The sequence below is a fragment of the Paraferrimonas sedimenticola genome (genome assembly GCF_002282855.1).
In the GTDB taxonomy this organism is placed as follows: domain Bacteria; phylum Pseudomonadota; class Gammaproteobacteria; order Enterobacterales; family Shewanellaceae; genus Paraferrimonas; species Paraferrimonas sedimenticola.
On the sequence record NZ_NRIR01000003.1, the window covers coordinates 49,916 to 69,852 of the forward strand.

The 19,937-nt window shown below is 50.9% G+C and carries 15 protein-coding genes; 5 read left to right on the top strand and 10 right to left on the bottom strand.

Features of this window, described 5'->3' with window-relative positions:
• Nucleotides 1-43 precede the first annotated feature (43 nt).
• A complete protein-coding gene (locus CLC93_RS06130; protein WP_095505089.1) occupies nt 44-859 on the top strand; it encodes a pirin family protein in 816 nt (271 codons plus the stop codon).
• Here the strand turns inward: CLC93_RS06130 and CLC93_RS06135 are convergent.
• The 6 genes from CLC93_RS06135 to CLC93_RS06160 form a co-directional block, all read right to left on the bottom strand.
• Nucleotides 856-1,494 (bottom strand): YceH family protein, encoded by a 639-nt coding sequence (locus tag CLC93_RS06135; RefSeq protein ID WP_425439839.1) that lies wholly within the window; start codon nt 1,492-1,494, stop codon nt 856-858. The two genes, CLC93_RS06130 and CLC93_RS06135, sit on opposite strands and share 4 nt — an antisense overlap.
• Complete coding sequence (locus tag CLC93_RS06140; RefSeq protein ID WP_095505091.1) at nt 1,448-3,538, bottom strand: transglutaminase TgpA family protein; 2,091 nt, start codon at nt 3,536-3,538, stop codon at nt 1,448-1,450. Before CLC93_RS06140 ends, CLC93_RS06135 begins: the two co-directional genes overlap by 47 nt.
• Nucleotides 3,535-4,476, bottom strand: a complete 942-nt coding sequence (locus tag CLC93_RS06145) for a DUF58 domain-containing protein (protein WP_095505092.1) — start codon at nt 4,474-4,476, stop codon at nt 3,535-3,537. The genes CLC93_RS06140 and CLC93_RS06145 overlap by 4 nt, the downstream gene beginning before the upstream one ends.
• Complete coding sequence (locus tag CLC93_RS06150) at nt 4,473-5,378, bottom strand: AAA family ATPase (protein WP_095505093.1); 906 nt, start codon at nt 5,376-5,378, stop codon at nt 4,473-4,475. The genes CLC93_RS06145 and CLC93_RS06150 overlap by 4 nt, the downstream gene beginning before the upstream one ends.
• Nucleotides 5,379-5,474: 96 nt before the next feature.
• A complete protein-coding gene (locus tag CLC93_RS06155; RefSeq protein WP_095505094.1) occupies nt 5,475-7,394 on the bottom strand; it encodes a transglycosylase SLT domain-containing protein in 1,920 nt (639 codons plus the stop codon).
• A gap of 53 nt (nt 7,395-7,447) precedes the next feature.
• Nucleotides 7,448-8,827, bottom strand: coding sequence for a DNA recombination protein RmuC (locus CLC93_RS06160; protein ID WP_095505095.1), 1,380 nt, complete (start codon nt 8,825-8,827; stop codon nt 7,448-7,450).
• A gap of 154 nt (nt 8,828-8,981) precedes the next feature.
• Here CLC93_RS06160 and msrP point away from each other — a divergent pair, with 154 nt between their 5' ends.
• Complete coding sequence (gene msrP, locus CLC93_RS06165; RefSeq protein WP_095505096.1) at nt 8,982-9,983, top strand: protein-methionine-sulfoxide reductase catalytic subunit MsrP; 1,002 nt, start codon at nt 8,982-8,984, stop codon at nt 9,981-9,983.
• Complete coding sequence (msrQ, locus tag CLC93_RS06170) at nt 9,983-10,639, top strand: protein-methionine-sulfoxide reductase heme-binding subunit MsrQ (protein ID WP_095505097.1); 657 nt, start codon at nt 9,983-9,985, stop codon at nt 10,637-10,639. Before msrP ends, msrQ begins: the two co-directional genes overlap by 1 nt.
• A gap of 30 nt (nt 10,640-10,669) precedes the next feature.
• Here the strand turns inward: msrQ and CLC93_RS06175 are convergent, their stop codons facing one another.
• The gene (locus CLC93_RS06175) at nt 10,670-12,412 is read right to left on the bottom strand and encodes a hypothetical protein (protein ID WP_141237351.1); all 1,743 of its coding nucleotides are present in this window, start codon (nt 12,410-12,412) and stop codon (nt 10,670-10,672) included.
• Between the two features lie 267 nt (nt 12,413-12,679).
• On the opposite strand from CLC93_RS06175, the gene CLC93_RS06180 reads away from it, so the two are divergent.
• Entirely contained in the window at nt 12,680-13,165 is a 486-nt protein-coding gene (locus tag CLC93_RS06180) for a peptidase associated/transthyretin-like domain-containing protein (protein WP_095505099.1), read from the top strand.
• A gap of 44 nt (nt 13,166-13,209) precedes the next feature.
• Here CLC93_RS06180 and CLC93_RS06185 read toward each other — a convergent pair whose 3' ends face one another.
• Nucleotides 13,210-13,602, bottom strand: coding sequence for a hemerythrin family protein (locus CLC93_RS06185; RefSeq protein WP_095505100.1), 393 nt, complete (start codon nt 13,600-13,602; stop codon nt 13,210-13,212).
• Nucleotides 13,603-13,868: 266 nt separating this feature from the next.
• Between CLC93_RS06185 and rplY the strand changes: the two genes are divergently transcribed.
• Entirely contained in the window at nt 13,869-14,156 is a 288-nt protein-coding gene (rplY, locus tag CLC93_RS06190) for a 50S ribosomal protein L25 (RefSeq protein ID WP_095505101.1), read from the top strand.
• A gap of 62 nt (nt 14,157-14,218) precedes the next feature.
• On the opposite strand, the gene tamB is transcribed toward rplY, so the two are convergent.
• Nucleotides 14,219-18,022 (bottom strand): autotransporter assembly complex protein TamB, encoded by a 3,804-nt coding sequence (gene tamB / locus CLC93_RS06195; protein WP_095505102.1) that lies wholly within the window; start codon nt 18,020-18,022, stop codon nt 14,219-14,221.
• Between the two features lie 21 nt (nt 18,023-18,043).
• The gene (locus tag CLC93_RS06200; protein ID WP_095505103.1) at nt 18,044-19,852 is read right to left on the bottom strand and encodes an autotransporter assembly complex protein TamA; all 1,809 of its coding nucleotides are present in this window, start codon (nt 19,850-19,852) and stop codon (nt 18,044-18,046) included.
• Nucleotides 19,853-19,937 lie beyond the last annotated feature (85 nt).

Consider the following 19,937-nt stretch of genomic DNA (forward strand, 5'->3'; position numbering starts at 1 on the left):
ATAGTCTCATCAAGCTAATTCAACGCATATTGAGGGCTATATTATGAGCTACTTACAAACCGCACATCCCGCTGTCGACGGTGCTGGCGTGGATCTATCACGAGTTCACGGCTTTGCCCGCAATCAACTCGACCCTTTCTTGTTAATTGACGAAATTCGCGCTCAGCCGGGTCAAAGCATTCCCGGATTTCCGCCGCACCCGCATCGGGGTATCGATACTCTGACTTACATGCGCCAAGGTGGTTTTGTCCATCAAGATAACTTGGGCAATCGCGCCGAAACCGGTGAAAACGCCAGTCAGTGGATGTCCAGCGGTCGAGGTATTATTCACTCGGAAATGCCGCTCAACAGCCAACAAGGCGTGCACGGTTTTCAAATCTGGATAAACGTTCCAGCGGCCGACAAGTTAAATCCACCCAGTTATCAGCATGCTAAAACCCACAGATACACTCTGGGTGAAAGCCAACTGGCGGTGATATCTGGACAGTGGCAATTGGACGGAGAGAGTTACTCGGCTGAACTTCAAGGATTGCCCAGTGGTGCCCGAGCCATGGATCTCGTGTTTAGCGGCGAACACACACTCGGCGTCGCTGACAACGAGCGGGTTTTGCTATTGGTTTATCAAGGCGAGCTAACGGCGCCAGAGCCAGTGAAAGCCCAGCAGATTCTGGCGTTAGATGGCCAGACTCAACTGACGTTAAGCGCCACCGAACCAACCGGCGTGCTGGTGTTGGCTGGGGTGCCGTTAAACGAGCCTGTGGCACACTATGGCCCATTTGTGATGAATACTCAGGCCCAAATTGACCAAGCGGTTCGCGATTACCAGTCCGGTCAATTCGGTCCTATGATGGGCAATTAGTCTTGATTAACGCCTAGCTGGCGCTCGAGTTCGGCGACTCGGGCTTCCAGCGCCTCGATTCGGTCTATCCACTCGACGGATGGGGCGCTTGCCGATGGCGCTGGTGCACTTGAGGCTATGGCGTCTAGGTCTATCTCACCGCTAAAGCAATGAGCGTAGCGGCTTTCGCGCTTACCCGCTTCTCTTGGCAGTTTTACCACCAATGCCGGGCTTCGCTCGGCCATGTCAGAGAGGGCAGCTTCAACTTCGCTAACATCGGCAAACTTGGCCAGTCGATTGGAGCGGGTGCGCAGCTCACCTGGGGTTTGTGGTCCGCGCAAAAACATCAGACAAACAATCGCCAGTTCGCCCTCGCTGAGTTGAAGATCGCCAAACTCAGTGTTGCAGAATCTGTGCTGGTATTTGGACACTCGAGAGCCAAAGCTAGAGACATCGCTTACCACTCTCAACTTGGAGAGTTCGTCAACCGCACTTTGAACATCGCCTTCGGATAACGCCATTACTGGGTCGCGGTTACTCTTTTGATTGCAGGCGTTGGTGAGTGCGTTGAGCGACAGGGGATACTGGTCTGGGGTAGTGATAGATTTTTCAATCAGACAGCCGATCACTCGAGTCTGTTCTTGGGTGTAGTTCATGTGCATGGCGTGACTCCGAGCCAGGTTTTTGGCTCATTGTAGGCTGACCTTTTGGCGGGCGCAACGAACCGCGCTTTAATCCCTTGGCCAGCGCAAGCTGGGCTCGCTTTAGCGCTTCGCGTTGTTGTGATTGCTGACCGTAGTAACAGGTTTCAAACAGGCGTTGAAAGCGTTTGGCGCGGGCGGCTAGCATGGGTTGTGCTTCGGCTAGCCGGTCGAGTACAGAGCTAGGGGTTTCACCAGGGGCTGGATTAATGCCCAAGCGGGCCATGGGTTTTAGCAGCGCCTGATAGTGAGCGAGCTCTGGCGCTTTGGCTGGCCCGCGTTTAAACAGACCTAAATTCCAAGCGAGAAATAGCAACACCAATACCAAGCTGGTCAGCAATACCACCGGCAAGTGGGTTTTAGCATCATCGCCAAGCCAATGTTCTAGTAACTGAGTTTGGCGTTCGGCGTTAAAGTCCCCAAGCCAGCCGCCCCATGCAGCGTCAACTTCAGCAGCCCAGGTTTGCATGCCTTTAAACAGGGGATGTAAGCGAACCTGCATCATCCAATCTGAGCGGTCTTCTTGTTGCATTTGCTGCTCTGCAAAGGCATCAAATCCCAGATTGATGCGACTTGGGCTGACCACAGCGGTTGGATCGTATCGCTGCCAGCCAACACCGTCGAGATACACCTCTACCCAAGCGTGCGCCATGTATTGATAGACGCTTAGCGAAATACCGTCATCGTTGGCTTTAGGTATTCCACCGTGATAGCCAAGTACCACACGGCTCGGTAACCCCATCAAGCGAGTGACGGTTGCCATCGCCGACGCAAAGTGCATGCAAAAACCGACTTTCTGGTTAAACAAGAAGTCGTCTTGCTGTTGGTTTTGCATCTTTGGCGGCGTCAGGCTATAGCGGAAGTCCTGCTGGTGGAAATGGCGCATGAGTTCGGTGACCGCCGTGCTGGGCTCTGGGTATTTGCGCTGTAAGCGCTGCGCAAATGCGCGAGTTTTTGGGTTGCCTTCGGGAACGTGTAAGTTCAGCTGGTGCTCGGGACGACTCAAGGCGGTGTTCAGCGGCGATTCGGGGTAACTGCGCACACTGTAGTGAATATCCTCGTTCAACGACAGGTAGCGACTCAGGCTATAGTCCTGCCCAGTCTGGATGCGAGCATCGCTGACATAGGCTTTGTCTAGTCCGTACAACCAAGGGTTGTCTGATGCTCTGGCCCATATCTGATACTGCCATTGGGCTTCTAACTCTGGCTCTGCCTGAATTTGGGTAAGGGTGCTTTGCGGTGTTTTGCGCCAGGAGTGCTGACGCCATGTGGCGCCATCAAACTCTTCGAGGACAAGCGCACGCCAGTACAACTGACTGGTGGCCGGTAACTCATCGCCAAACTGAGCACGAAATGCCAAACGTGTGGATTGAGTAAGCTCGGTAATTTGCCCGGGCGACATGCTATCGGCTAAGCCAATTTCCGATTGCCCCAGTTTAGGGACCATCCAAAGTGGCGGAACACGGGGGAACAAGTAGAACAGAATTAAGGTCAGCGGCAGGCTTAGGGCAGTCATTCGGAGCAAGTGGCGTGCAAGCTGGCTGTTGCCTATTTGCTTGCGCACCATAACAAAACTCACCGCCAAATTTAGGATAAACAGCACGCTTGCCTGCAGTGAGTGAATCCAGTCGTTAAAGAACAGGCAAGACATGGCGATGATAAAGCAGCCCACCAGAACCAAGGCAAAGATATCGCGGCGATAATGCAACTCAAGCAGTTTGAGCGAAAAGCCCATGATCAATAGGTTGGCCATGGTTTCTAGCAAACCGGTTTCGCCCATGTGCATCAAGGTGTAAAAGCACAGCACAAGGGTAACACCTATGATAAGTGCTTTAGCAAAAGTGTTGGCGTAGCCGGCCTCTGCGCTCACGCGCCACAACCAACAGCAAAAAGTAATGGCCAGCGCCCACGGGCTAACCTGCTGCCAGATGGATGCCATGATTAGGCATTGGCTGAGCATCAACCAAGCGAGTGTCTGAAAACCTACCTTGGTATTCACGACTCAACTCCTTGCCCAATCGGAAGTGCAGCTAGCGCGTTTTGACACAGTTGGCGTTGGCGCTCACCTTGTCCCTCGTTAACCGTACTTCCCGGAAGCACCAATGAAAATGGCAGGCCTGAGGTGGAAAACCACTCGATCTGGGCACTGAGCTGGCGCACTTTGCGCTCGAATCCTGGGCCAGGTAAAGGGTCTAGCGACAAGGTAGTACTTTGCACAGGACCGGAATCAAACTGTTTGCTGTACCAGCCGCGATTTTGCGCCAACTGTTTCCAGGCCACTCGGCTCTTGCTTTCACCGGGTTGATACTTGGCTAAACCCGAGAGCTCGGGTTGATCCGTATCCGGCTGCTGTGCACTGGCGTTGGACTGAAGCCACTGAGAATCGGGTTTGGCCCAAACCAGCGCGTTCCAGCGACAATGGACCTTGGCACGAGCGCGACAGAGGCCCATGGGAAAGCGGCTTTCTATCAGAATTGGACCGGGCTTTAAGGGGCCACGCCGGTTCGACAAGTAGGGCAGTTGTAACTCGATACGTTGGTCGCTTAAGTCAAAAAGCGGGGTTCGTCGTTGGCCCACAAAGCGCAGCATCAAGCCCAAGCGTTGCCGTTCAGAACTGAGTTGAAGCACGAAATGAATGGTCTCACCAGAAAACGCATTGCCCGATGACAAAGGCTCAAGCTCTAACCCGGCTAAGTTTCGATAGCTATACACTAAGTTGGTGATGAACAGACTGATTAGAAAGAAGCTAAATAGAATGACCAGGTTGTTTTGGTAGTTGACCCCGAAGATAAACAGCACGCTCGCCATGGCAAGCCAGCTCACTCCGTAGCGGCTGGGCCAAAGAAAAATATTGGAATGGGTCAGACTGGCTTTGTCCAATTCTTCCTGATTCCTCAGGCGCAACCACCAAGGACGCCACCAAAGCTTGAGTTTCATTGCAGTGGGTCGACTTTACTCAAAAGGTTTATCGCGCTGTTGGCCTGAGTTTGCGGTTGCAAGCCCGTCAGCCTGTGCTGAGCGACGGCCTCGAACACGGCTTGAACATCGTCAGCGGTGGCGAACTCTCGTTGTTGAATGAAGGCCCAAGCCTTAGTGCAGGCGAGTAGAGCCTTACTCGCTCGCGGTGACAGAGGATAGCAAGACTGATTGTTGCGCGAGGCGTTGGCCAGCGCCACTATGTAGCGCAGCACAGGTTCAGACACCTGAATGCGATCCACCAAAGCTTGCAGTTCCACCAGTTGTTGCACATCCATCGCCTGTTGCGAGCGGGTATTCGCGCCACTGTCGCTTTGCGCTAGCATGGTGAGCTCGGCCTGTGGGTTTGGATACCCCAAGCTAAGGCGCACCATAAAGCGGTCTAACTGCGACTCTGGCAGAGGGAAGGTGCCAGCTTGGTCCATGGGGTTTTGGCTCGCAATGACAAAAAACGGCGTCGGAAGGCCATAGGTATTGCCGTCCATAGACACTTGGTTTTCCGCCATGGCCTCAAGCAGCGCGCTTTGTGTTTTTGGGCTAGCTCGATTGATTTCGTCCGCAAGCACTACTTGGTTGAATACAGGTCCTGGATGAAACACAAACTGCTGGGTTTGTTGGTCGAAGATGGACACTCCAACCAAGTCTGCCGGCAACATGTCGCTGGTGAATTGCACCCTTTGATGACTCAAGCCGAGCGTATCTGCTAGCGCTTGGGCCAACGTTGATTTTCCCACTCCGGGCAAGTCATTGAGCAGCAGATGGCCGCGCGCAAGCACGCAGGCCAACGCCAGTTGAATTTCTCTGGGTTTGTCCAAAATAACACGATTGAGCTGGCGTAAAGCCTCGTCGACGAGTTGGTGCACGACATGCCCCCCTGGTAAATTATCAGCGCACTTACCAAAGAGTAGCAGTTTTTGGACAAATGTCTTATTTTGCTGGTTTTTTAATAAGATGGCGTATTAATAGCGCCAACTTCTCTCGTCTTCACTGAGCAAACTTGGGCTCTGTTGATTGAGCATTTGATAGATGGCTCGATAGCTCAAGACTGCCTGAACATATTCGCGTGTTTCGCGAAATGGAATGGTCTCGATAAAGCTAACCGGATCCAGATTACCGTCGCTCTTTTTAAGCCAGGCTTTAGTGCGATTTGGCCCAGCGTTGTAGCTTGAGGCCGCCAGTATCCGATTGTTATCAAACTGGCCTAATAGCTCTTTGTAATAGGCGCTGGCCAGGCGAATGTTAGGGTGAGGCTGATACAGCTGGCCGGTGCCCTTGTAGCGGAAACCGATTTTATTGGCGGTGATCTTGGCGGTTTGCGGCATTAATTGCATTAAGCCACGAGCGCCAACGTGCGAAGTGGCTTGAGGGTTGTAGGCACTTTCGCGACGCGCGATGGCGAGCAAATCCGCAGCGTCCACATTTCGCATTTTGGCAAATTGCTCAAAGATATCGTTGTAGACGGTGGGGAAGCGCAACTCGACGGCATCCCAAGCTTTGGCTCGAATCGCGGCTTCAATAGCGAAATACGACCAACCCTGGTCGGCAGCGTACAAGGCCAACTGCTCCATTTTGTGCTGGGGCTGGCGTGCCAGCAAATAAAGCCATTCGCTGCGGGCATCTTGGTGACGTTCCACGTCTATCAGTGCCTGTACTCGTTGGATACCATCAAGCTGAGCAATTAGCGTTTGGCTATCGGCTTGAGGCGTTGGGCTTTGCGACTTTAAGGCCATGGGCAAATTGAGTTGTTCTGCGGCCATGAAGCCGTAAAAGCCTCGATGTTGGGCTAAGTCTTGTAAGATGTTCTGGGCCGCTTGCTCCTGTTGGTCTTGACTCAAGTAGCGCGCCATCCAAAACTGCCAGCGATCTTTGGCCTTGGCTTTATCGGACAACTGTTCAATCCAAAAGGCAATATGCTGCCAATTTTGCTCGGCAATCGCCCAACGAATTCGAATTTCCACCAAGCTGTCTTGCTCGCTGCCCTCAAGCAGGCGGTCAATTTGCGCCTGTAGCTTTTCTGGCTTTTTAATCAGGGCTTGTCGCAACAAGGCGTTTTTGAGGTTGTAGCTGTTGGCTTTGCTAAAGCGTCCCTTGGCTTGATAGCGCTCATAAAGGTCTAAGCTGGCTTTGAGGTCGCGGCGTGACAAGCGTTTGAGTCCGACGCTCACAATCTCTTCGACCCAAGTGTGGTCATTGGTGTAATTGCTGACCTGCTTTAGTCGGCGAGGGTCGCTGTACACACCGAGTAAGGCTTGCCCTAGTTTCTTGTTGTCGTCGCTAAGTAGTGAACCTAAATAGCGAGTCAGGCTTGTTTGGCCCGCCTCAAAGCTGAGCAACATTCGGTTCCACACTTGTTGGTCGGTGCGTTTACCGGCTTTCTGCCATTCGCTAAACAGCACGTCGCATTGGTCTACCTGAGAGCGTCCAGTCAGCCACAGTCGATTAGCGCCCTTGTAGCCCAGCGCTTTGTCGCCTTTTTGCAATTGCGCTCGATAGTAGTAGCACTGCAAACGGGTGTCTCTCGGCTCTTGCGGGCTGACCGCCAAAAACTCTGACCATTGCTTGCGTTTGCCTTTGGCCATCAAATAGCGATGGCGGGCTCGGTTATACAGCGGGGTCTCGCTCAAGGACTCGCTGAACTGCTGGAAGTCCTTCAAGCTCATTCGACCCACCTGGGCGATGCGCTTTTCGTAGTCCAAATATGGGGCTAACGGATAGTCATCAAGCTGCTTTCGCAGCGACTGGTACTGAGAATTGTCCCCTTTGCGAATGGCATCAAGGGCTTGATTGAATTGTTCGTTATGAGCGGTCGACGCGTAGCTGTTGAGAGTTAAGGCTGTGCTCCCAAGCAGCAATAAGGCGCGCATCAAGACTGTCGACATGCGGGGCTCCTTCGCAAAATAATGGCGAGCCCCGAAAACTGTGAGAGGACTCGCTAGTTTGGACTGGACTCTAGGGATTGCACCCTTCCAGCCGTATTTTCGTTATTTGTGTTTTCAGTAACTTCTGTATTTTCTGCCTGCTCAACGAGGTCGTTGGGCAATTGCTTACTGGATTGGACGCCCATCTGACGCATTTGTTCAGCTTGGCGGACCAAATTTCCGCGGCCTTGATGTAGCTTGCTGCGCGCTCCATCAAAAGTTTTCTTTGCGCTGTCCAAGGCTCTGCCCAGTTTTTCCATATCTTCGATGTAGGCACAGAACTTGTCGTAAAGTTTGCCGGCCTGACGGGCGATTTGTTCAGCGTGTTGCTCTTGTCTTTGATAGCGCCACAAGTTGTCGATTGTGCGTAAAGCCAGCATCAAGTTCGTCGGGCTAACCAGCATGATATTGTTATCATAGGCGTTTTTTACCAAGCTGGGATCTTTTTCTAAAGCCAGTAAGAACGCGGGTTCCAGCGGAATAAACATTAACACATAATCCAGCGATTTGAGACCCAAAAGTTGCTGGTAGTTCTTTTTGCTAAGCCCTTTGATATGCATGCGAATCGATTCGATATGCGCTTTGAGTTCGAGCTCCGCGCGGCTGGTTTCGTCACAATTGTAGTAGCGCTCGTATGCCGTAAGTGAAACCTTAGAGTCGATAACCACTTGTTTGTCATTGGGTAAGTGGACGATGACATCGGGACGCAAGGATTGCCCGGCATCGTTTTTAAAGTGGCCTTGAGTCTGGTACTCGTGACCCTCGCGCAGCCCTGAATCCTCGAGAATTCGGCTCAGCAACATTTCGCCCCAATCCCCCTGTTGTCGCGAATCGCCTTTGAGCGCGCGGGTGAGGTTAACGGCGTCTTCGCTCATTTGCAGGTTAAGGGACTTGAGCGATTCGATTTGTTGGCGCAGGGCGCTTTGGTCTTTTACTTGGTGAGTATGGCTTTGCTGTAACTGAGCTTTGAAGTCACTGAGTTGTTGTTGCAGCGGTGACAACAGATGTTTGACCTGAGCTTGGGACTGACGAGAAAACTCTTGCTGACTGTGGCTCAGGAGTCGATTGGCCAGATTTTCAAATTGCTGGCCAAGCTGCTCTTGTTGTTTGGCTTGAGTGGTTTGAGTTTGCTCAAGCTGCGCTTTTTGAATGGCAAGCTTGGTGTTCGCCGCTTGGTACAAGCCGTTGAGCTCGATGAATTCACTTTGTAAATCCGTTAGTTGTTGAGCCATTCGGTGATTGTTTTCGTTAACGCTTTGTAGTTGCCCTTGCCATTGTTGGGAGGCTTGCTCGGCGCGGGATTGACCGCGGTTACCCCAAAGGTACCCAAGGAAAAGAGCGATAGGCAGTAAAGGAAGCCAGTAAAAGCTCTCTACAAGTGACATCCAGTTCATAAGTATCCGGGCTAGTTCGTTTTTTTAAAGCCTCGCAAGAATACGTCGAGGGTGCAAGGGCGAAGCGATTAAGGGCTGCGCAAATAAACCGATATCTGAAAGAAGTGTGGCCATAGTCCTGTCTTGATTACTAACCGCTGTAAAAGGAGAGCCCATGAGCATTGACCCCAAAATTTGGCGCCTGAAGGACAATCAGGTGACTCCAGAGTCCGTTTTCAAAGCCCGCCGCCAGATCGTCAAAGCCATGGGCTTGGGCGTGGGAGCTATGGGGTTATCGTCGCAGGTGCAAGCTAGCCTGTTGGATTGGTTCAAAGCGCCAGAGCCACAAGCGCTGGCCGATTTGAGCTTTAGCCAGCCCCAAGCCTACGTGAGTGATGAGATACTGACCCCCTTTGATAAAGTATCCCAACACAACAATTTTTATGAGTTCGGTACCGATAAAGCGGATCCTGCTCGCAATGCTCAGTCCTTTCAAACCAACCCATGGCAGCTCAAAGTCGAAGGGGAGGTGGGCAGTAGCCTGACTTTGGATTATGACGATTTGATGCAATCTATCCCGCTGGAAGAGCGAGTTTATCGTCTGCGGTGCGTCGAGGCCTGGTCGATGGTGATTCCCTGGGTGGGCTTTCCGTTAGCGGCCCTGCTCAAGAAAGCCGATCCCACGGGTTCGGCTAAATACGTGGCTTTTGAAACTCTGTACGATCCAAATCAGATGCCGGGGCAAAAGAGTCGACTTATGGGCGGTGGCATTGATTACCCTTACGTGGAAGGGTTGACGATTGAAGAGGCTATGAATCCGCTGACCTTTATTGCGGTGGGTTTGTACGGCAAGACGCTTCCACCGCAAAACGGTGCACCGGTGCGCTTGGTGGTGCCGTGGAAGTACGGTTTTAAGTCAATTAAGTCAGTTGTGAATATTCGCTTGACCGAGCGTCGCCCACCAACCACTTGGAATCAACTGGCTCCACACGAATACGGTTTTTATGCCAATGTGAACCCAGAGGTGGATCACCCTCGCTGGTCGCAGGCGACCGAGCGGCGAATCGGTGAGGGCGGTTTGTTGTCGGCCAAACGCATTGCGACTCTGCCGTTTAATGGCTACGGCGAGCAAGTGGCTCACCTATACGCCGGACTTGATTTAAGGCGCAACTATTAATGGCGGAGGCTAGCGCAAGACCGGTGTATTGGTGGCGAGTGGTGACGGTGAAAACCCTGATGCACCTACTGGCACTGTTGCCTTTAGTTGGCCTGTTTTGGGCAGCTAACGCGGGGCGGCTTGGTGGTGATCCGGTACAGTACATCATTCACTTTACCGGCAAAGGCGCGCTTAACTGCTTGATGATAACCTTGCTTCTAACGCCTTTGGCGAGAAAGTTTAAACAGGGCTGGCTCCTTCAATGCCGACGCTTAATCGGGCTTTACGTGATACTTTATGCCAGCGTTCACCTGCTGAGTTTTATCGCTTTGGACTTGGTTTGGGATTGGAGCTTGTTGGCTAGCGAGATAGTCGAGCGACCTTATATCCTGTTGGGCATGTTGAGTTGGAGCTTATTGTTGGCCTTAACCGTGACCTCGCCAATGGCGGTTCGTCGGCGCATGGGTGGCCAATGGCAACGCCTGCATTTTTGGATCTATCCGCTGATCCTACTCGTGGTGTGGCATTACTACTGGTCTGTACGCAGTGAAGTGGTCGAGCCGATAATTTATGCTTTGGTGGCTATTTGGTTATTAAGCCTGCGAAAAGACAAGCTAAAGGCCTTTGCCAAACCCATCTGGAGCAAGCAGCCCAAAACCAAAACGAAGGTGGCTTAGTGTATGACTCGGCTCTGTATTCGAGCGGCGTTAATACTCTAACTCGGCAACTTCTAGTCGCTCGTCTCTTTGGTATTTGATTGGCAACAGCTGATCCATTTTGGCCAACACGCAATCGAGACTGTCTGTCGGCTCGACCTGATAGCAGGCATGGCGCAACGGCGACTTGGTGTTGCTTTGGTCCCACAGTTCCACAAAGCGCTGCGCCTCTTGTGGTAACCCTTTTTCCTCGATATACGGTAAATAAACAATCAGTCGAGACACATAGATGGTTTGTACTTGATCGCAGCTTCGCAGTATGGATTTCAGACGCTTAACAAACTCGAGGCTTTCTGAAGGGCAGTGTTTTGGCAGTTTCAGAAAAACCACCCCTAGTGGCAGCTGGTTGCTCTGTGCTTGTGCGATTAGATGCTCTGGAGACTCTATCCCTGTTTCCTCATTCTGTTTGCGTTCGGCCTTTAAGTGCTTGGCGATTAACCAAATCAAACCTATCCCCATGAGCACGCCAACAGCGATAAAGCTAAACAGTACGCTAAAGCGCTCATACAAGGTTTTGAGCGTTTCGCTAAAGGGTTTGTTGAATAGACCGGTTTCTACCGCGTCTCGTTTGAGTTGTTTGAGTTTTTCTTTGTCGCTCGTCTCGGTCAATTGTTGGTTTAGCTCTAGCATACGTTCAATGTCTGCACTGGCTTTATCGAATTGATTGGTTTCTTTGTAGTGATGGGCTCGCAGTTTATAGACGCCAGCCGCTTCTTTGACTTTTCCCTCTCGCTCAAAGTACTGAAGCGACTCAGCGAGTAACAACAATGCAGCTTCATCGTCCGGTATTGAGTTAGAAAGTCGAGCCTCGCCTATCAAGTACTTCGCCATGGCAATACCATCTTCACTGCCAATCTCACTGAATATGGCCAGCCCCAAGCGAGCTTGTTCCTCAGCTTGCTGCCAATCTCTCACAAAGTTGTAGAGCCTTGCCAGACCATTGCGCAGATAGCCGCGAAACAGCGAGTTTTCCACGAGCATGGCATCCGCTTTGAGGAGCTCTGCCATGTCTGCAACCTCTTTGGGCTGATTTAAAGCCTTTAGGTAGTGAGCGCGTGACAACATGACGCTAATTCGCGCACTTTCCCACAGTTCGTTGAGATCAGTGATGGTGTCGAGTTGCTGTAAGGCGAGCTCGTAGTCAGCGGTGTAATAAAAGACGTTAGCGGTGGCCAGTTTGATGGCTATTTCTGGAGCGTAAACTAAGGGGGCTTGGCCCATGTAATCGCTGCGAACAATATCTTCCGCTAGGTTTAAGTCCGTGAGTGCGTCGGTATATTTGCCTTCAGATGTATAGACATATGAACGCACGAGTCGAGCATTGGCAATGCCGCCTAGCTCATTGACCTTATCGGCTGCCGTCAGTGCCTGCTCGATTAACTTGTGTGCTTTCTCGAAATCGGCTTCTAAATAGGCAATCTGAGCTTGGCAGGTGTTTGCATAGGGAATGGCTTGGGGGTGTCTTTGTAGGGTTTCCTGATTCAGATTGGCAAGAATAGCTCTCGCCTCTGAGTTACGCCCAAGCATGTAGTAAGCTTCGCACAACAATAATGAGCGCCAGACAAAGTCGAACTCATTTGTCGCATAGTTTAAATGTGGGGTTTGATGCAGTTGTTCGATGGCTTTTTCGGGGGACTCGTCGATACCAAGGGAAATAGCCCTCAGGTCATCCACATAAGCTTGGGTCATAAAACTGGTCAACACCAGCAATAGCCCCATGATTGTTCTTGCCATCGCTTTCTCTTGTTCACTCTCCATGTGTATAGCGGAACTTTAATACAGTTGACTAGGGTTTTGAAGAGTTTCCCTGCCTCTGGGTCAGTATGAGGAGAGTCTTCAAGACCAATCTCACATTAAAGGCCAAGATTTAACAAAATATATGCACAAACTAGTTCACAGACTTTGGTACTTGGGGTTTTGCCGGAGCTTTTATACCGCTATATTAGCGTTTGAACCTCAAAGGTTTATTGGAAGAAAATAGAAAATAACGGATTTGAAAAGATGAATAAGAAAATTTTAGCCTTGGTCATGGGATGCGCTCTGGCGAGTGGCTGTTCAAGTATTGTAAGTAAATCAGACTACGCTGTGGCGATTAATAGTAATCCTGGTGGAGCGTCTTTTGTCATCACTAATCGCGATGGTCAAAAAGTAGAAAGTGGTGTCACACCTTCAACGGTAACGCTTAGTTCCTCTTCGGGATACTTTAAAGGCGAAAGCTACACCGTCGTGCTCCAAAAAGAAGGTTATTCAGAGAAAACCTATACCTTAACCAGTTCCATAGACGGCTGGTACTTTGGCAATATCCTGTTGGGCGGTTTGATTGGTATGCTAATTGTCGATCCTGCGACCGGTGCTATGTACAACCTACCGGAGCGCGCGGACATCTCGCTAGATGCCAACACGGCTTCTGCACCGAATGGCGAGCTGCGCATAGCAACTCTAGATTCCTTAAGCGAGGATCAAAAACTGGCTTTGGTTAAGATCTAACGAGTTGTTAGCTATAGTCGCAGCAAAGCGTTGGGTGCCGTCTATTACCCAGCGCTTTGCGGCTTGTAGCCTTTCAAATGCTCCACCACACCCGCATCCATATGGTCCATGTGCTCGCTTAAACGGTTTGCCAAAGCGACCGAGAAAAACTCGCGCATGGGCTTGAATTCGCGGCTCATTTGCCACTCTTCAAATGCTAGTTTCATGTCGCTTAGACAGGCAGTATGGGCTTGTTTATGGGCTTGATAATCGGGATATTGACTGGCGGCCATTTGCATCTCTTCATAGATGAAATGTCGTCTGTGCTGTTGAATTAAATCTAGGATCAGCGTGTCGATAGCTTCGTAGTCGAAAGGGAGTCCTTGAATTTTGCGCTGCAACTGGGCGGTTACTCTTTCAAGTGCCTGATGTTGCTGATGAATCTGCTCAATACTCAATGGATGTCTCGGTCTTGGGGAAACAGGTGATTACACAATTGTATCAGTGCGCACTAATATTGCCTGAATTTATCCTTAACGCTGTGATCATTCCCGCAGGAAAAATGTTATTTAAGCCGTTAATTTGTCCTGTGATTTTGGTTGAGGACCACAAGCGATAGGTTTCACTTGAGACAGACTAACTGGCGTGCTAGTATTCGCGCTCCCAAATCACTGGTCGCAAGTGACTTTGGGTTACATTCAATTTTATATAGAGAGTAAAGATTATGTCTTTCGTATTCGAAGCAACTCAGCGTGAAGAGATAGGGAAAGGTGCGAGCCGCCGCCTACGTCATGCTGGTCAAATCCCTGCGGTTATCTACGGCCCAGGTAAAGAGCCTGTATCTGTTGTTCTAGACCACGACAAAGTATTCCACGCCCAAGAAAAAGCTGAGTTCTACTCAGAAGTTCTGACCATCGTGGTAGCTGGTACTGAGCACAAAGTTAAGGTTCAAGACATCCAACGTCACGCGTTCAAGCCTAAGCTTGTTCACTTGGACTTCAAATTTGCTTAATTGAGCAAATGGATGTGAAAAAAGGCGCTTTAAGCGCCTTTTTTTGTGCCTGTTGCGCGGCTTTATTGAGGCTCTGGTGCGCCAATGTCGAAGCTGTAATACATATCTAAGGTTTGCTCGATGGACTGGCTGACACTTTCTAAGTAAAGCTTGGGAAATAGAAAGTAGCGCACGGTCAGCTGGTTTTCCGCATTGAGTACGCCCACACCGTATTTGACCATCAAGTCTTCGCCAATATAGCCGCTTAGAGCAACGCGACCATCGTCGTTGGTATCGACTTTGACATTGTTAAAACCAATCTTCTCGGCGACATTGCTCGCTTGTTGGCCGATATTGTTAATCACCCCAACGTTACCACTGACCGACAAGGCTGCAGCGGCGAGCATGCTGTTGTCATCACCACTGGACGAGTTAAATCCGCGACCATTGACGATATAGGACAGGATTTCGGCTTGCTCCATCGATGGGTTTGAAAAGAAATCCACTTCTGGCTTGGCGGCAGTGCCGGTTATTCGAACACCAGCGGTCACATCTTCAGATTTGATTTCGCGTACGGCTTCGACGTTGAGATTGGGTAAAGACGGAGGCCCGGAGAACTGCAGGTCACCGCGAGGGATGGACAGTCGTTGCCCCATGAAACGATAGTTGCCTTCGTTAATGCGAATATCGCCAAACAGCAGCGGTGGCTTGGCGGGCTCTTGCTGAAAATTCAGAGCTCCGGCGAGTTTGCCCGTGAGCCCGAACCCTGAAATACTGACTTCTGGACCCACGTTGATATTGATTTGGGCGCTTAAGTCGAGTGCTTGAGCGACTGTGTCACCTTGTCCTTGAGCGTCAACAAAAATTACGTCTTTCGACACTTGCACGCCACCTTCGGCCAGCTCAGCCAATTCCACTTTACCTTCTGGGACCACAATGTCTCCGCGAAGGCGAATGACCTCTTTGCCAAAAGACATATCCAAGTTTGGACTGACTTTTAAAATGGCTAGAGGAGGGTAGATTACCGACAGTTTGTCGCCAGTTAGGTTGAGATCCCCTTGAAGGCTGGCGTCAGCCCAAGTCAGCTCGGCGTTGAGACTACCGGGGCCATCTCCGACGACAAAACTAGAATCTAGATCTAATTCGTTGCCGCTAAACTTGGCGGTCAACTGCAAAGAATCCACATCCGTCGGATTGAGTTTATTGGCAAAGGCGCCATCTTTGAGCTCAAACTCTCCTTGTAATTCGGGCTGGGTCAAATTGCCGCCAATTTGCAGGTTGGCCTGGGACGTGCCCTTTAAAACCGTGACATTGGGCAGTAGCGGCTGCAGTGGACTTAAGTCAAACCTGTCTAGCCTTAGCTCACCCCTCATTGGTCGTGGGTCTTCAAGTTCAAGCGCCCAGTCGGCATTCAAAGACAGCCAATCGCCAGCGATAAATTCTAAGTCACTGGTGACTTGTTCTGGCGATACGCTAGCCTTAGCTTGCAAGGTCTGATAATCCAGAGTCACCGAAATTGGTTTCTCTTCTTGCTCGAGCTGTCGTGTCAAAGTGACAGCGCCAGGTTCAAAGGCGAGCTGAATTTCTGCGGTCGGTGGTAAATCTGGTTGCCATTTGGCCTGAGCATCTAACGATGCGTTACCTCGCCAGTCCAAGTTGTCGGGCATCAAAGGCTCGATTAAGGCACCCACATCACCGCGAAACGCTATTTCAGCATCACCGCTTTGTGCCAATTGCACTGCTTCGTTTAGACAAAGACTGGCGTGCTGGTGTTGCCAGCAATGAGCGGAAACTTCTCCAATGCTGTTGTTGATATCGAACTGATATTCGATGGGTTGCTGTTGCGCCCAAGGACCAATTAGGTAACTGAGTCGAGTTTGATAAAGCTCCCCGGACACGATTTGTTTGTCTGGGTCGTAGCGGTTGGCTAGTTTTAGCGCGAGTTCGAGATCACCGGCACTGCTGAGTGTCGCAAACTGCTCGGTTAACTGCCCTTTAAGACCTAGCCTCAAGTTGTATTGTTGCAGTCCTGCAAGCTGCCAGCGCTCTGAGCGCAATGATGCTCGAAAGTCGTGCTCATTGAGTGGGAAGTAGAAGCCTTTAATCGAAAGCGCTTCGATTTGATGTTCCAAAAAACCAACACGTGCGCTTGAGCCTTGGAATACCACATTGGGATTGGCCTCTTCGCCAATGACTTTGAACTCAAGCTGTAAATCGCCGTTGGCATCGCCATGCCATTGCTCTAATCCGGCAAGGTTTAATGTGGCACTGATGTCCCACTGTTCGTTCACCTCGCCTTGTGCTTCAAATACGCTGTCTTTAGCGGTGAGTTTCAGTTTGGGGATCTTAGGACGCAGGCTTTGGTCTATGTCCAAATCCCCTTCAAGCGCGAAGGGGATGTCCAGATAACGACCTTCTAAGTCGGTCTGAGCTAAGGTGACTTTCCAGTCCTCACCACGGTAGTGACCACTGCTATTTAGCTGCCCTGAGATGTAGTCAGGTAGGCTTTGATGAATTTGGCTAAGTAACAATTGTTGAGCGTCCAACTCGGCATCCCAAGCGACCCCGTTCTGATAATCGAGCCAGCCACTGGCTTGCAACTCACCTTGCTCGCCGCTGAGTTGTATAGATGACAGTTGTAACCGTCCAATTTCATGCTCGGCTTGTAAATTAGCCTTAAGGCGCGCCAATTCTGGAAGCACCAACTCGCCACTCAATTCAACTTCTTGCTGTTCTACAGTGCCAGAAGCTGAGATTGTTCCCTGTTGCAGCTGATACTCGGGTTTTTGAGTTGGCCAGTGGGCCTGGTCAACATCAATGTTGGCATTGAATGGAATGCTGGCTTGGGTCAGATCCGCCTGCCCAGTTAGCGCCAGCTGATATAGCTCGCTGGCTTGCAGCGCTATGGTGAGGTCAGCAAGCGAGCCTTGGGCTTCTAGCTGTAAGGCCTGGCCATTAAAGTCAGGCATAAGGTCGAACTCTTGCAACTGGCCACCTAGGCTCAAACTTAGCGGGTAGGGATGTTCTAATTGTGCTTGGGCATCGGCGTTGAGATTGGCCCAAGGGTGCACTAATGACAACTGGTTTATCTGGGCTTGAGTGCCGTGCCAGCTAGCACCTAAGCTCAAGCGCTCAAACTTGTGTTCAAGCCCGGCCACTTTGTACTCGCCGCCATCCACCACTAGCTGTTTAAGCTCGATGGGGAAGGGCAGTGCGATTGTCGGCAGTTGCGCGAGCGCCCAAGCCTCATCGGTTTCAGTACTAGTAGCTGCGGAGGCCATTGGATTTGGCGTCACAGCTTGTGCGCTTGCGGCGGCAGGCTCACTGGCGTTGGGTTCGGAATCGGATTCAGGCTTTGGCTCATAGTAATGAAGTTGTGCCAGATACAAGGACTCAACGCTAAGCCCACTTCGGTCAAATAAGGCACTAAGGGTAAGACTTTGCCAGCCGATGTTATGCCCAAAAACATCCAGTTTCACCCCGTCCAGTTGTCCATGCTCGAGTTGAATGGCAATCGGTAGCACAAAGCCTTCACTGGATTCTGTTTCAACCTCAGGCTCGCTGGTTTCAGTTTCACTTAGCTCAAAGGTCACCGACTGACTGACTAGGCGATTAACGCAGACTCGAGTTTGTAGCAGGCAGCCAGGACGCCACTGTAACTCGACACCGCTCGCCTGCAAATTTATTCCGTCGCTTTGCCAGCCTAATTGCTTGAGTTGCAGGGCGCTATTGAGCTGCCCGCTTTGATACTCAAGGGTCAGTCCGGGAACCCATTTGTCGGCCGCAAATATTAGCAGCCGTGCGCCTAGGCTGGTGCCGATTAGCAGGGCTAGCGTAATTAGCAAGACCAGAGGAATGGATGCTATCCAAACTAACTTGCGCTTCATGCTGCGAATTCCATAGCCATATTACAACTCCGAACCGATTGAAATGTGCAGTCTCCAAGGGCGGTTTTTGCGATCTTCAACCCCTTTTACCGCGACACCTAAATCCAGTTTGATTGGCCCAATAGGGGTTATCCAGTGAATACCAGCACCGACTGAGGTAACAGGGGTAAACTGGCGGCTGTTAAATGCGTTACCCGAATCGACGAATAGCGCCGAGCGCCACTGCTGAGTCCAGTAGTACTGATATTCGACACTGCCCACTAATAAGTATCGCCCACCAATGGTTTCTTTGGTGGGATTACCCAATTCGTCGACGTTGTCAACGCGCGGTCCCAATTCGTTGAGGTTAAAGCCACGGATCGAGTTGTCACCACCGGCAAAGAAGCGCAGCGAAGGGGCGGTTAGCGGAATATCATCGTCGTTAATCAGGTTAGCGCCAATGTCGGCACGGGCGACAAATCTGTGTTTATCAAAGAAGGTCTCGATGAATTTGTAACCGGCATAAAGGCGGGTTAGACGGACCTCAGAGCCTAATGAGGGCTCGGCAAAGTCAGCGCTGTAGCTTTGCCGATAGCCGGACTTAGGGTCCAGACTGGCATCGCCACGCCGAGTTTGCGACAGGCTCACTCCTGGCATGGCAAACAATGGCGCAAAATTTTCGCCCTCTTGTACATAGTGCTCGCGTAGGGCGGTCAGCGAATAACTAAAAATCCAGTTGTTGGCCCAGCGTTTTTGTCGAGCGGCACGCAGTCGATACAAATCACTTTCGAGCTGTTTGCCACCGGAAAACTCACCAGTCGCTTCGTCTTGAGTTTGTATCAGACCGTATTTGTTGCGAATTAACTCAGCCGACAAGCGCAATTGGTCATCCAAAGCGTGGCTTAGTGGAATGGTATAGACATGGGCGAAACGCGGGCGCTCAGAGTATTCAATACTGGTTTCTTGATGGTGCCCGAAGCGGTTGATTACCGGCGTTCGCCAAGCCAGCCTGACCCTAGGGCCGGTGTCCGTTGAAATACCAGCACCCACCTCGATACCGTGCTTAGGGCGAGGGAAGACTTCAACTTTCACTGGTACTTGTTTGTCCACCGCCGCGTCCACTTGTGGAATCACCTTGATGTTAGAGAAGTAGCCTGTCTCTAACAAATTGCGGTTTAACGTACTGATGTCTTTAGTGTTATAGGGTGTGCCTGGCTCAAAAGGAATCAGAGTTTCCAGTACGTCTAGGTTGATTTGAGTGCCTTCGAAAGTGACTTCCCCAAGGGTATAGCGCTCACCGGCGTCATAGATAAAGTGGATATCAGCCACGTTAGTATCGCGATTGACTTCGATATCCGAACGAGCAAAAGAGCCGTCGAAATAGCCGCGTGCTAACCCCATGGATTGAAAGTCAGACTTAAAGGTTTCGTAGTCGCCGTGGTGCAGAGGGCGGTCGGGTTGTAGTTGAGCTTGGTCTAGATATTCGTTAAACGCGGGGTCTTCTACACCATCACCGAGAATCTGAATGTCGATGCGGCGGATCTTGACGCGCTCACCGGGAATCACTGTTAAGGTTAGCTGCCATACGGGTTGGTCTTTGTTGACCGATTGCAGAATGCGCGCCTGATAATAACCCAAGGATTCAAAGGCATGCTGGCTCTTTTTCTCTAGGCTGAACAAAAAGGAGGCGCGCTCATCATCGTTTTGTGGCAAGCTCCCAAAGTGCGCTTTTAGGTTGTTAGCCAACTGTTGATCCGCTCCTTCTATGACAAGAGCGAGATTGTCTTCCGCAGCGCTTACGTGAGCACTCAAAGCGAACAGCAGTGGTAAGAAATACAGTCGGTTAGGCATATTTTGCAGTGACAGCGTTAAGGCTCGAGCAGTCCGTGGCGATATACTGGCTAATTTAACAAGTTAGCTTTAAAAATTATACGCC